Source organism: Capnocytophaga canimorsus (assembly GCF_002302565.1).
Taxonomy (GTDB): domain Bacteria; phylum Bacteroidota; class Bacteroidia; order Flavobacteriales; family Flavobacteriaceae; genus Capnocytophaga; species Capnocytophaga canimorsus.
In genome coordinates this window covers 101,702-115,278 of record NZ_CP022382.1, presented here as the reverse complement: position 1 = coordinate 115,278, position 13,577 = coordinate 101,702, and the positions used below count along the sequence as shown (strand labels likewise).

Genomic DNA, 13,577 nt, shown 5'->3' with positions numbered 1-13,577 from the left:
TATCTAAAAAAAAGACAATACGTAAAAATATACTCTACATATACCTTACATCTATTGTATTTTTAACTCAATCCCTATATTTCATTCAGTTTAAAACTACTTAATGAGACAAAAACAGACGTTACAATGTCTCCTTGAGCCATCGGAAAAAATTGCGTTGCCAAAACATACCGTTTTGCGGTTGTAACACCCAGTGATTTTCATCGGGGAAATAGAGCAATTCACTCTTTATTCCTCTGAGTTGTGCAGCAGTAAAGGCTTGTAAACCTTGCTCTTTGGGTACTCTGTAATCTTTTCCTCCGTGGATAATAAGTATAGGTGTATCCCAACGATTTACCCAATGGATAGGATTAAATTCAGTATATGACTTCTGCACTATAGGATTATTTTCTTTCCAATAAGCTCCTCCTAACTCGTTATTGGTAAAGAAAATTTCTTCAGTGGTTCCGTACATACTTTGCAAGTTAAACACCCCACAATGAGCGATAAAAGTTTTAAATCGTTTTTGGTGTATTCCTGCCAAATAAAATACCGAATACCCTCCATAACTGGCTCCGATGGCCCCTAAGCGTTGGTTATCTACAAAAGGTTCTTGTGCTAAAGCATCAATTGCCGTCAAATAATCACGCATTGCTTGTCCGCCCCAATCCCCACTGATTGCAGCATTCCAATCCACTCCGTGACCAGGCATTCCCCTACGATTGGGAGCTACAACGATATATCCTTGAGCTGCCATTAATTGAAAGTTCCAACGGAAACTGTAAAAATGCGACAAAGGCGATTGAGGTCCTCCTTGGCAATATAATAAGGTCGGATACTTCTTTTTAGGGTCAAAATCAGGCGGATAAATCACCCAAGTAAGCATTTGTTTTCCGTCGGAAGTGACGATGTAACGCTTTTCTACCTTGCTTTTGGCTATTGATTTATAGGCTTGATCATTAACCCGAGAAAGTTGACTAAGCTGATTATTTTTTAAATTAAATACATAAATTTCTGCGGCTCGGTTCATATCAGTTCTAGTAACTATGATTCGATTTGCTACCTGACCTACCAAACCGTTGATATCAAAATCACCTTTGGTAAGCTGTTTAGGCATTGGTTTTTTAGCAAACGGATTGATTTCAAAGAGCTGTACTGTACCATCAATGGACGCATTAAAATAAATCTTTTTACCATCTTCACTCCAAATGTAGTCAGAAACGGTACCGTCCCAAGCCTTTGTTATATTTTTAGCTTTTCCGTTATGTAAAATAATCAAATCATTCTTATCGGCTTCATTGCCTTCATTTTCCATACTAAGCCAAGCCAAAACACCACTTTTACTGAAAGACGGATGCGTATCGTACCCCATCATACCTTCGGTGAGATTTTGGGTGGTTTGAGTGTCTAAATCAAATTCATAAATATCTGTATTGGTGCTTTGTACGTATGCTGTACCTGTTTTAGCCTTAGTTACATAAAGTACCTTTTTACCATTCGGATGCCAAATATAGTCAGAGGTGCTTCCAAAAGGCTCTTGCGGACAATAATAAGGTAAATCTTGCATAATATCAGTTTGTTTACCCGAACTAAGCTCTTCTACAAAAACGTGATTATAAGTTCCGTCAGTCCATTTATCCCAATGACGATGATCTAATGAGGTATAAACTTGCCCAGAAGATTTTTGCAAATCTTCATAGAAATCGGGTGCTAAAACAGATTTGATTTTTACCGACTTATGAATCAGTTTCTTATCCCCTTGTACATTACGCTTTTCGGTTTGCTTTTCCACTTCTTCCTTAGAAATAGGAATTGCCACTCCGCCATTTATGGCTAACTTAAAGTACGATTTAGAAAATGTATTTTCAGCAACTTTGGGTGTGGTTACAGAAAAAAGTACAAATTGTTTGTCAGTAGAAACCCCAATAGCGCCTACTCTATCCAGCTCCCAAAGTTTTTCAGGAGAAAGCGGTTGTTGTGCCACAGCTAGGGCAGTGTAAAGACTCATCATCAGTAAAGAAGTTATCTGTTTCATTATGTGAATGTTTAGTAATATTCAATAGTACGTAGGGAAATACTCTCGGGCTTTCCGTTATTAAAGGTAATCTGTTTGACCCAATTGCCGTAACTATCAAACTCGTAAGCATAAGTACGTACGGTAACAATTCCTTGATACAAATGAGAATAATTCCTTTCTATCCGATTATTTTTGGAATCATAAATGGAAATATCTTTAATGATTACCTCACCATTTTGAGCATAAACCACCAATTCGGTTTCGTTTCCGTGAGCATCGTAAGCAATAGTGTATCTTCCTCGCCAATTGCCTTGTGGGTCGTAAATAAAGGCTTCTACTGAAGCATCTTTATGTTCTATGACGATATTGTTTTCCAAAATTCCTTCGGAATTATAATTTTCAAGATTGATTTCATTTCCTTGACTGTCATAAACATAAACAGTACGTTTGAGCATTGTATTGATGTTGGTCTGAAATCGTTTTTCTTCCTGCAATAATCCGTCTTGACCATAAGTATAAAGCGTTTTAAAGCCTATATTTTCGTCATATTTTTCCTCTCGGGAGATGTACTTTCCTTGTTCATTAAAGGTAGTACGGGTATGGTCAGGAAGTTTAGCGCCAAGTGCGCCATTTTCAAGAGCTTCGAAGCGTTGCATTGTCACTTGCTTTACTTTTCCTATCAGATTTTCCTTCTCCCAATCGTTTTTTTTCTTGTTTTGCCCTATCAACGAAACGGATAACAGCAAAAACAACAACAATAATTTATTATTCATTTTTTTACCAAAATATTATTTTCCTAATTTAATCTTTTTTCTTAGGCTCTCCCAATTTGCCTACTGATTTTGCTACCACCATTGAAACGGCAGCATCTCCTGTAACATTCACTACCGTTCGGAGCATATCCAGCGGACGATCAACGGCAAAAATAAGGGCTAAACCTGCTTCAGGGATACCTGCCTGCTCCAAAATAATGACCAACATCGTTACACTAGCACCAGGCACTCCTGCCGTACCAATAGAAGAAAGGGTTGCTGTAGCTACAATACCAAGTTGAGCTTCCAAACTCAAATTCATACCGAAAGCTTGTGCAATAAAAACAGCTGCTACAGCCAAATACAAACTTGTTCCGTCCATATTCACGGTAGCTCCCATAGGCAAAACAAAACTGCTAACCTCTTCTTCCACTCCTAAATAATCCTCCACACGTTCCATCGTTACGGGCAAAGTAGCGGAACTGGAACTGGTAGAAAATGCCAATAATTGTACTGGTGCCATATTCTTTAGAAAGAAAAGTGGTGTTTTTTTAGTATAAAAATAGATGATGATTAGATATATAACGATGATCAACGTCAATCCTAAAAAGACACTAAAGGCATAAAGCGCCAATGCTTGAATGACTTCTTTATTAGGAACTTCTACAATCAAACCACAAATCAAAGCAAAAACACCGAAAGGCGCTAACATCATTACTAAGTCAATTATTTTCAGTATGATATCATTCATACTATCAAAAAAGGCTTTGACTGGACGTGCCTTTTCTTCGGGAACTAAAATCATAGCAATACCAAAAAATATGGCACAGAAAATAATCTGTAACATATTGATATTATTCGATGCCGATTTGACAATGTTATCAGGTATTATATTTTGTAGTGCATCAAGCGGACGTGCCTCTTTCTGTTGCTGAGCTTTGGAAATGTTGCTATCGGCTTGTTGCTTATAATTTTGTACCAACTCCTGCCGAGTTTCAGCGGTGAGTGCCTCTCCGGGCTTCACGGTATTGGCAACCAATAGCCCCAAGGTTACTGCCATTATGGTGGTAATCATATAAATAGATATGGCTCTTATTCCAATTTTTGAAAACTTGGCAATGTCCTTCAAATCTGAAATCCCTTTGATGAGCGAAGCCAAAATAAGAGGTACAGCTATAAGTTTCAGTGCATTAAGAAACATCACCCCAAAGGGCTTGATATAGTCAAGCACCCAATCTTTCCCCCAAGAAAATTGTAACATTAAAAGTGCCAACAAAACCCCTAAAATCATTCCGATGATAATTTGCCAATAAAGTGCTATTTTTTTCATACGTGATTTTTAACGTTATCCAATTGTATTTAAGTAAAACAAAATTAATTATAAATGATTTTTTGCGTTTGCAAGATAATATTTTTTCGTAAAAAGCAATAAAATTGTGGTATATTTTATATTTTCGCTCCGATTGCAATTGAAAAAATATGTTTTTAAAATACCTACGTTTTTGGATGCGCTCAAAAAATCAGCACGGGGTACATTCGCCTTTTGTTTATGATTTTGTTACCCGATGTTTGTATCGCTCCAATCCAAAAATCAAAACAAACGATACCGAACTCAGCTCAAAACAACTCCGATTGCTTTTAAAAATCGTTGATTATTTCGATGTTAAATGTATTGCAAGCGATGTCTCTCAATTGGCAGATGTTCTACAAACTCACGGATTTACTCTGCCCGTTACGCACTTCCCTCCGACGGCTAAAACCGAAAAATTTGATTTGGTACTGCTGCATCAAGCTACGGAAAAGATTTCAGTTGAAGATTTGTTGCGTTTGCTTAAAAACGATAGTATCCTTATTATAAACAACATTCATGGCCACAAAAATAAAGCACTTTGGAACGAACTTGTTAACCATCCTTTGGTTTCGGTGAGTATTGATGTTTTTCGGCAGGGATATATTTTCATCCGAAGAGAACAACGGAAAGAACACTTTACCCTTCGGATGCCTTTAACCTTTATTTTTTAAGCCCTCAACCGATGCTTATCTATCATATCTTTTGGAAATTTGTATCGCATTAGCATTTTTGAATTCTACAAATACAGAAAATGATTCAGCAAGTATAAAAAATGGATTAGCAAGTACAGAAAATGATTCAGCAGGTATAAAAAAGGGCTTGACAAGTACAGAAAATAACCAAGCAAGTATAAAAAATAGTTCATCAAGTACAAAAAATGAACTATCAAGCATAGAAAATGAATTAGCAAGTGTAGGAAATGGATTAGCAAGTATGATAATCCATTTCTTAAGTATGTTTCTTTAATTAATGTTTTGTTTTTAAAAAATCGGAACATAGAAAGATAAGGTCTGAGGTTTGCTGTAAGAAAAAACAAACGATTTTTACTATAACATACGAAGTTGAAGCCTTAATATCCTTGATTTAGCCTTATTCCTTTTCAGAAATTGTAAGTCAAAACACGATGTTTCTTCTAAAAATAATTTGTAGTTTTGCTTCCGTAAGTAACTATTCATTAAAGTAAATATCCGATGGAAGTAAGCAAACGTTATGCACAACGAGGGGTTTCTGCCGCCAAAGATGAAGTCCATAAAGCTATTAAAAATATTGACAAAGGGCTTTTCCCAAAAGCTTTTTGTAAAATTGTTCCCGATTTTTTAACTCACGATGAGGAGTATTGCCTAGTGATGCACGCCGATGGCGCAGGTACAAAATCATCATTAGCCTATATGTATTGGAAAGAAACGGGCGATTTGTCGGTTTGGAAAGGCATCGCTCAAGATGCGCTGATTATGAATATTGACGACCTGCTTTGTGTGGGAGCCGTAAACGATATTATGCTTTCTTCAACCATCGGAAGAAATAAGAATTTAGTTTCTGGCGAGGTAATTTCTGCCATCATCAACGGAACAGAAGCCCTAATTGACGAACTGAAAAAACACGGGGTAACCATTCACTCTACTGGCGGAGAAACTGCCGATGTGGGCGATTTGGTGCGCACCATTATTGTGGACTCCACCGTTACGGCACGTCTTAAACGCAGTCAAGTTATTGATAATGCGAACATTCAAGCCGGTGATGTTATCGTAGGTTTAGCTTCCTTCGGACAGGCTACTTACGAAACGCAGTACAACGGCGGTATGGGCAGCAACGGACTTACCTCGGCTCGTCACGATGTTTTTGAAAAATATTTAGCTCAAAAATACCCTGAAAGTTTCGATGCTGCCCTACCCGAAACACTGGTGTATTCTGGCAGTAAAAAACTTACCGATAGTGTAAAAGGTAGCCCTATTGATGCTGGAAAGCTAGTACTCTCCCCCACACGTACCTATGCTCCCATCATCAAAAAAATCCTCGAAAAATACGACGCTTCGCAAATTCACGGTATGATACATTGCAGTGGCGGAGCGCAAACCAAAATACTACATTTTGTTGATAATCTACATATTATTAAGGACAATCTCTTTGAAGCACCGCCTTTATTCAAACTGATTCAGGAAGAATCAAAAACCGATTGGAAAGAAATGTATCAGGTATTCAATTGCGGTCATCGTATGGAATTATATGTTAAAGAGGAGATAGCCGAAGCTATTATTGCTATTTCAAAATCATTTAACGTTGATGCCCGAATTGTTGGTCGGGTTGAGACTTCCGACAGAAAGCAGCTTACCGTTAAAAGTGAATACGGAACTTTTCTGTACGAGTAATTTTGTTTGAAAAATTCCAGAATAAAATAACTTTAAACCATTTTTACAATGAAAAGAATAATGATTACCGCTTTAACGTTGGCAATTTCTCAATTTTCCTTCGGACAAGTTTCTGGAAACATCAATTACCGAAATTCGGAAAGAGCTTCGGAAAATGTACCTCTTCCTTCGGAATCAAATATCAAAATCAGTGTAAAAGGATTGGCAAACGTAAAGGCAGACACGTACGTTGCCGTTTTTAGCGTTACACAAGTTGGCAAAACAACCGAAGAAGGTTAATAATCTTATGAGCCGAAGAATTTATCAAGCCATAAACCAAATAAAAAACCTAAAAGGTGTTGAAGTCTATGTAGATATGATTTCTTTTGTACCCATCTATGAGTTTGAAATTGAAAAGAAAATTTTCAGTAAAAAGAACCACAATGAAGTTCCGAAAGGCTTTGAATTGAAGAAAAATATCCATATAAAATACACCTCCTATGCTCAATTAGATGAGTTCATCAATATTTTATCCAAAGAAGAAATTTATGATTTGGTGAAGGTGGATTATTTTGCAAATAATTTGGACAATGTCAAAAAAGAATTGACCGACAAGGCAAAACAAATGTTGCAGGACAAGATAAAAAGTTATGAAACCATAATAGGAAAATCGTTTGGAAATGCCGAAAAATGTATGGTTGAAGGACACAAAGTGGTGTATCCTGCACAAATGTACGATTCGTATCAAGCCTTTCATAGTTCGTCTTTGAAATTGAATAAATCGGGCAACATCAACCAAGCAGACAAATCCACCACGTTGTACTATCAATCGATAACCGATAAAGATTTTGATTTTGTAATCAACCCAATAATAATTTTTGAACCTGTAATTCAGGTAGTCTATGAAATTAGGCTGACAGCCGATTGCGAAAAAGGAGAAAAAGCCTTAAAATATATGTTGATAACGCCCAACGGTGAGGTTAAAAACCTGTCAATAGATAAATAATTAAGAGCCTGTTTAAAAAAGATATTACAAAAATTCGTATTGAGAATTTTTATAAAAACAAAAAAAATGATTGTCAGCTGTTGATATTAAATATTTTTTCGTAACTTTTTGGTGAATAAACAATTATGTTACGATGAAAAATTATCCAACAGATATCACTGACAATCAGTGGCAATTTATAAAAAAAACTTTGAATTTCAATGAAAGAAAGCGAAAACACGATTTAAGAACTATTTGGAACGCCATAATGTATCTTGTAAAAACAGGATGCCAATGGCGGATGTTATCTGGTGATTTTCCAAAATGGCAATTGGTTTACTACTACTATAGCAAGTGGGCAAATGCAGAGGATTTTGATTTACTTCTTTCCAAATTACGCGAAGAAGTAAGGACTAAAAGAAACCAAAACAAAGTACCTAGTCTCGGAATGGTGGACAGCCAGAGTGTAAAATGGGGCAATAATCGTTCGTTGAAAGGATTTGAAGGAAACAAAAAAGTGAAAGGCATTAAACGACATATAGTAGTGGACAAAAACGGATTTTTATTAGCAGTAATAAGTAATAGCCACAGTAGCCAATATTCACGATGGTAAGGCGACAGATTTTCTGATGAGAACTTTGGCATATTTATTCATTCCTTTAAAGATTATCCTTGCCGATGGAGGTTATAGGGGAGAGATTATCGAACAAGTGAAGAATAAATTTGGTTATATCATTGAGGTAGTTATGAGAAATGATCAAAGGAAAAAGGATTTTCATCCCATTTCTAAAAGATGGGTGATAGAACGCACTTTTGCTTGGCTAGACAATGATCGAAGATTATGTAGAAATTATGAATTACTGCTAGAAAACTCAGAAAATATGGTCAAATTATCCGCTATAAAAATTTTACTCAAAAAAATTTAAACAGGCTTTAAAGAAATCTTTGAAATTGTTAAAAAATTATGGAAAGAAGACTCGTTTTTGGCATCAACAAAATAGGTATCATTGTAAAAATGATTCTATCGGCAATTCTATTTAAGGGTTGCATCGGAAATATGAATCCTACGGGGAATAATCAGCCTCCCAACTATCCGTTTTTCGTTACTGATAAGCCTCTTAAAATAAAGAATATCCAAGTTCCAAAAGGAACAAAGTTGGTTTACGATGAACATTCTTTCAGAAGAGGAAAGCAAAAGAAACTATTGATTGAAAGTAAATTAAACACCATTATGTTTCCCGAAGGAGCTTATTTGGAATGGGGCGGTGTGCCTGTAAAAATGATAAAAAAGTTTTTTAATTCTGAGATGAAAGGTTACACAGTATACGCCGATTTTTCCTTACAAGACGAAAAAAAAACGAAATTTTCTGAATTATGGAAAACTTGCTCTGATAATTTGGGTGTTTTAATAAAAAGCGAAAGTGATTGGAGTTTTAACAAGAAAAATATAATCGATATCAATAGTTGTAGCGTTTTGTATCAGCGGTATTTTAGAAATGACTCCCAACAACAAGATTTTCTTGACCTGTTGTATAACCAGTTGCAGAAAGTAGAATAATCCTCCTTTGAAAAGCGGAAGTCTGTAAAAAAAGGGTATATGCGGAGGACGGAGAATGTTTTTTACCACATTGTCTTTTCGTTATCCCTTTTTTATGCTTTTATACTTCATTGGGGTCATCAAAAAATGATTCAATCTTTACAAAACCAACTTTTTCGAGGAAATATCACAAAAGATTTTAATTTGGTTGATTCATAATAATTTCCCAAAGAATCTTTTTTGTAAAAATAAACATACTCCGCACAAGAATCTTTCGAAATAGAGTCACCTATACCTATATCGGTTATTGTATAAGGCATTAAGTTTATTTTTTCTCCTTTTGAGTATAGCAAACACTCTTTTTTACTCCCAATATATATACTATCAATAACCGTGTAATAAGCATTTTGAAAACACTGTTTAGATTTAATAAAAACATTAACCTCCATACCCATAAAAACCAATATAAAAAGAATTATAGGTAAATTTTTTAGCTTGAAAAATTTCATCTTTCTACTATTTTTATTCGTTACAAAACCAACTTCTTGGGTAAATATATCTTGGAAACCACTAAATTACAAATAGTTTTCTATAAGACAAATAAAAAATCATAATTTTTTATGATACTTTTTTCTTTGCTAAATAAGCGAAACATAGCTTATTATCAAAAACAAAAAAGCTGTCAAGAAAATTTTCTTGACAGCTTTTTTAAGTATGTTTTATTTTTTCATATTCTGACGGGCTTTCTGCTGAGCTTCGGCTTGTTCCATCATCTCACGCATTCTGCGTTGGAAATTGCTTTCCTTTTTAGGTTTCTTTTTATTTTCTTGAATACGAGCGTGTATTTTATCCTCATCAATAATCCAATACTTAATTGCCAACATAATAAAAATGGTCAAAAGGTTAGACACAAAGTAATACAAACTCAATCCGCTGGCATAATTATTAAAGAAAAACAACATCATAACTGGAGACAAATAAATCAAGAATTTCATATTAGGCATACCAGGTTGTTGCTGTTGCATACTTTGCGACATTGTCATCATTGAATAAATCAAAATCGCAATAGAAGCCAAAATCGGGAACAAACTCACGTGATTGCCATAAAATGGAATAGAGAAAGGCAACTGCAAAATAGCATCGTAAGATGAAAGGTCATCTGCCCACAAAAAGTTCTTTTGTCGCAACCCGAATTCCGTTGGGAAAAAGTTAAACAATGCCAAGAAAACAGGAAGTTGCAACAACGCTGGAATACAACCACTAAGCGGATTTACCCCTGCCTTACGATACAAATTCATCGTTTCTTGTTGTCGTTTCATCGGCTCTTTGTATTTTTCGTTAATTTCGTTAATTTCAGGACGTAAAACTTTCATTTTTGCCTGTGAAACATACGACTTATATACTATGGGCGAAAGTACAATTCGCACAATAACCGTCATCAGTATAATACAAACGCCTATTGAAAAATAGTTAGACAAGAAACTAAAAAGCGGAATAAACAACCATTTATTAAGCCAACCGAATATTCCCCAGCCCAACGGAATAAGCTCTGCCAAATCAAATTTTCCGCCCAATTCCTTATCGTATTTTCTCAACAAATTGTAATCGCTTGGACCAAAATAAAAATGTAACGATTCGCTTAATTCACCTCCAACAGCTTCAATAGGCAACGATGCTTTATAATTTTTAGTGAATTTGACCTCAGTTCCCTCATCTTTTACTAAATTTTTAGAGGTAAATGCTCCACTGGCGAATGGCTTTTCAGAAATGAGCATAGAACTGAACAAATGTTGTTTGAACGCTATCCAACGTATTTCCTTTTCTTGTGCGTCATCATCACTACCTTCACTCATACGCTCCACTTTATCGTCTTGATAAAGAGCAGTCAATTGGGTATATCGGTTTTCGTAAGTAACACTTTTATCCATACGACGGGTAGTCATCTGCCAATCAAGTGCAATGGGCTTGGTGGTGTTAATTACATTAGCTAAGCCTTGCGAACGTACCGAAAAATCTATCAAAAATCCAGTATCTTTAAGTTCATAAATATATTCTAAGTACTGATTTTCAGAAGATTTTAATTTCATTGAAAGTACCTTTTTACCTTGCTCTTGTGTCAGCGAAGGCTCAAAAAACATATTTTCAGTCTGTAAGGAATGGTTGGTTGATGTGGTAAACTGCAAAGAAAATAAGGCATTATCCTCTTTAACTAAATATACGGGCTGATTGTCATAGGTCTTATAATTTTTGAGCAACACCTCTGTAATTTGCCCTCCCTTATTGCTGATAAGTATTTTAATATCTTCATTTTCAAGTATGGTTTGCCCTTGCTCAGCGATGGGTAAATTCGCCGAATAAGCAAAAACTCCTAACGAAGCCGCATAATTGGCTCTACTGAGTGAATCGGTAGGTAAGGTTAATGTATTCCTCTCGTTTTGTAAAGCAGATGTCGCTTGTTGTTTTTCCGAAGCTATTTGCTCTTTTTCAGCCTTTTGTTTTGCTAACTCTTCCTCCGTAGGACGATTGTTGTACATTACCCAAATGAGCAAAACAAAAATAAGTCCGAAACCTAATATGGTCTTGAAGTCTAACTTTTTCTCTTCCATCGTATAAAATTTGATTATATGCGTTTGCTAAAAAAATATAAAACTCGGCAAAGCTACACAAAAAATGAGTTTTACCCAATTTAATATGCACAAAAGGATTATTTTTTATTTATTCATCACTACTTTTAAACGTAAATCTAACTGAATTCTTCAAAATTGAAAACTAAAAATCAACACAAAACACTAATAAAAACATCTTAAATCTCTAACAGTTAAAAACATCCAAAAAGTTCAATACTTATTGAACTAATTAAACTTTTTTTCTACTTTTGCCCCGAAATGATTTTTTCGCAGAAATGATAAAAAACACAGACCATAATTTACTACAAGATTTGATTACCTTGTACACCAACCATTTTGGGCTTAGCCCTATTATGGCAAAAATTTGTGCTTATCTGAAATTGGACTTCGAAGGAAATGGTGCTACCTTCGACCAACTTCAACAAGCCTTGGGGGTAAGTAAGGGTTCCATCTCGATGAACCTACGTAAACTCATCGATAAAGGGATTATTTTAGAAATTAACAAGTTCAACGAGAGAAAAACCTACTTCGTTTACAATCAAGACTATATTATACTATGGTTAAAACAATCCATCGAGCGGATGGAATACACCCTTAGCGTAGTACAACGCGTTAATAACCTATCGAAAAAGCACCCCAATACTCCTAAAACCTTACTAAAACGCAAACAAATCCATCAAGAATTTTTACAACAAGGTATAGAAGCATTCAAAGAAACCCTTTTTAAAATAGAAAACGTATGAGAATATTCTTCATTTTAGCAGGTTTGAGCCTAATGACAGCCTGTAACAACACCCCAAAACAAGTTCAACAAGGTGTAAAAACGCTTCCGGTAATCACGGTGGGGGAACAAAGCAGTACGTATCACCTCTCTTATCCGGTGAACATTGAAGGAAAGGTGAATAGCCCTGTACAAGCGCGGATATCGGGATATATTACACAAGTGTTGGTTGATGAAGGTCAGCAAGTAACCAAAGGTCAACCTCTTTTTAGATTGGAAACTCAAGCGCTTAACCAAAGCTCTCAAGCCGCCAAATCGGCAGTAGATGCAGCGCTGGTGGAAGTCAATCGCCTTGAACCTCTTGTCGCCAAAAATATTATCAGTCCCGTACAGTTAGAAACTGCCAAAGCCAACTTGGCTCGGATAAAGGCAAGTTATGCCGAAGTGAATGCCAACATTGATTATGCCATAGTCAGAGCCCCTGTAACAGGTGTAGTGGGTAGCATTCCCTTACGTGAAGGTGCTTTGGTTAGTGCCAATAACACGGTTTTGACTACCGTTTCAGATGTGAAAGAGGTATATGCTTACTTTTCTATGAATGAGAAAGACTATATTACCTTCTTAGAGGTTGCCAAAGGCAAGTCCTTGAATGAAAAAATCAGTAATTTGCCCAAGATTACATTAGTTTTAGCCAATGGCGAACGCTATCCGCACCAAGGAACCATCAGTACCGTAACGGGTCAAGTTGATAAAAACACCGGAAGCATTCGGTTTCGAGCTACATTCCCCAATGCGGAAGGACTGCTTACTAATGGTAACAGCGGTACCATACTTATTCCGGAGGTACACGCAAATAGTTTAGTAATTCCGGAGGTAGCTACCTTTGAGCAACAAGGCTTGGTTTTCGCCTATAAAGTAGAGCAAGACACTGTAAAACAAGTCATCATTACCCTTAAAAACCGAAATAATAACTTAGCCGTAGTGTCTGACGGACTGCAAAAAGGCGATATTTTGGTCGTGCAAGGACTTAATGGTATCCGAACAGGTATGAAAATCCAAACGAAACCCGTTTCTATGGATAGCTTAGTACAAGCCATCAAACCTGCTTTCAGATAATTTTTATATAAAAACGATAAAAGCAATCTATTTTTTAAGTTTATCAATAATTAAAAATGCTATATCCGAAAATTATATCGGTTTTTTACAAGTGAGAAACGCCATATCTGAAAAATATAGTCGTTTTTAAAAGTGAAAAATCCATTT

Annotated in this window: 15 protein-coding genes; 10 read left to right on the top strand and 5 right to left on the bottom strand. The window is 35.8% G+C overall.

Annotated features, from left to right (window positions below):
• Positions 1-121: 121 nt before the first annotated feature.
• The 3 genes from CGC47_RS00500 to CGC47_RS00490 are packed head-to-tail and all read right to left on the bottom strand — an operon-like array spanning position 122 to position 4,078.
• Positions 122-2,014 (bottom strand): S9 family peptidase, encoded by a 1,893-nt coding sequence (locus CGC47_RS00500; RefSeq protein ID WP_042000291.1) that lies wholly within the window; start codon positions 2,012-2,014, stop codon positions 122-124.
• Positions 2,015-2,025: 11 nt separating this feature from the next.
• Positions 2,026-2,769, bottom strand: a complete 744-nt coding sequence (locus CGC47_RS00495) for a hypothetical protein (RefSeq protein ID WP_042000296.1) — start codon at positions 2,767-2,769, stop codon at positions 2,026-2,028.
• Between the two features lie 28 nt (positions 2,770-2,797).
• The gene (locus CGC47_RS00490; protein WP_095899846.1) at positions 2,798-4,078 is read right to left on the bottom strand and encodes a dicarboxylate/amino acid:cation symporter; all 1,281 of its coding nucleotides are present in this window, start codon (positions 4,076-4,078) and stop codon (positions 2,798-2,800) included.
• A gap of 149 nt (positions 4,079-4,227) precedes the next feature.
• On the opposite strand from CGC47_RS00490, the gene CGC47_RS00485 reads away from it, so the two are divergent.
• The 8 genes from CGC47_RS00485 to CGC47_RS00460 all read left to right on the top strand — a co-directional run bounded on the left by CGC47_RS00485 (position 4,228) and on the right by CGC47_RS00460 (position 8,987).
• Positions 4,228-4,770 carry a hypothetical protein gene (locus tag CGC47_RS00485; RefSeq protein WP_042000299.1) on the top strand — a complete coding sequence of 181 codons (543 nt, stop codon included), beginning with the start codon at positions 4,228-4,230 and terminating at the stop codon, positions 4,768-4,770.
• A gap of 58 nt (positions 4,771-4,828) precedes the next feature.
• Positions 4,829-5,065, top strand: coding sequence for a hypothetical protein (locus CGC47_RS00480; protein ID WP_042000302.1), 237 nt, complete (start codon positions 4,829-4,831; stop codon positions 5,063-5,065).
• Positions 5,066-5,289: 224 nt separating this feature from the next.
• A complete protein-coding gene (locus CGC47_RS00475) occupies positions 5,290-6,465 on the top strand; it encodes an AIR synthase related protein (RefSeq protein ID WP_042000305.1) in 1,176 nt (391 codons plus the stop codon).
• Positions 6,466-6,513: 48 nt separating this feature from the next.
• Positions 6,514-6,744, top strand: a complete 231-nt coding sequence (locus CGC47_RS10860) for a hypothetical protein (protein WP_231552293.1) — start codon at positions 6,514-6,516, stop codon at positions 6,742-6,744.
• 7 nt (positions 6,745-6,751) lie between these two features.
• Positions 6,752-7,450: a hypothetical protein gene (locus CGC47_RS00470; protein ID WP_052456125.1), complete on the top strand. Its 699-nt coding sequence runs from the start codon at positions 6,752-6,754 to the stop codon at positions 7,448-7,450.
• 133 nt (positions 7,451-7,583) lie between these two features.
• On the top strand, positions 7,584-8,042 hold the full coding sequence (locus tag CGC47_RS10855) for an IS5 family transposase (RefSeq protein ID WP_232779668.1): 459 nt from the start codon (positions 7,584-7,586) through the stop codon (positions 8,040-8,042).
• Between the two features lie 16 nt (positions 8,043-8,058).
• Positions 8,059-8,355 (top strand): transposase, encoded by a 297-nt coding sequence (locus tag CGC47_RS10850; protein WP_232779667.1) that lies wholly within the window; start codon positions 8,059-8,061, stop codon positions 8,353-8,355.
• 38 nt (positions 8,356-8,393) lie between these two features.
• Positions 8,394-8,987, top strand: a complete 594-nt coding sequence (locus CGC47_RS00460; RefSeq protein WP_231552179.1) for a hypothetical protein — start codon at positions 8,394-8,396, stop codon at positions 8,985-8,987.
• Positions 8,988-9,118: 131 nt separating this feature from the next.
• On the opposite strand, the gene CGC47_RS00455 is transcribed toward CGC47_RS00460, so the two are convergent.
• On the bottom strand, positions 9,119-9,475 hold the full coding sequence (locus CGC47_RS00455) for a hypothetical protein (RefSeq protein ID WP_041998411.1): 357 nt from the start codon (positions 9,473-9,475) through the stop codon (positions 9,119-9,121).
• Positions 9,476-9,685: 210 nt separating this feature from the next.
• Positions 9,686-11,572, bottom strand: coding sequence for a membrane protein insertase YidC (gene yidC, locus CGC47_RS00450; protein ID WP_041998414.1), 1,887 nt, complete (start codon positions 11,570-11,572; stop codon positions 9,686-9,688).
• Between the two features lie 296 nt (positions 11,573-11,868).
• Between yidC and CGC47_RS00445 the strand changes: the two genes are divergently transcribed.
• Both CGC47_RS00445 and CGC47_RS00440 read left to right on the top strand, forming a co-directional pair.
• Positions 11,869-12,336 (top strand): GbsR/MarR family transcriptional regulator, encoded by a 468-nt coding sequence (locus CGC47_RS00445; protein ID WP_052456069.1) that lies wholly within the window; start codon positions 11,869-11,871, stop codon positions 12,334-12,336.
• Complete coding sequence (locus tag CGC47_RS00440; RefSeq protein ID WP_052456070.1) at positions 12,333-13,430, top strand: efflux RND transporter periplasmic adaptor subunit; 1,098 nt, start codon at positions 12,333-12,335, stop codon at positions 13,428-13,430. Before CGC47_RS00445 ends, CGC47_RS00440 begins: the two co-directional genes overlap by 4 nt.
• The last annotated feature ends 147 nt before the right edge of the window (positions 13,431-13,577 follow it).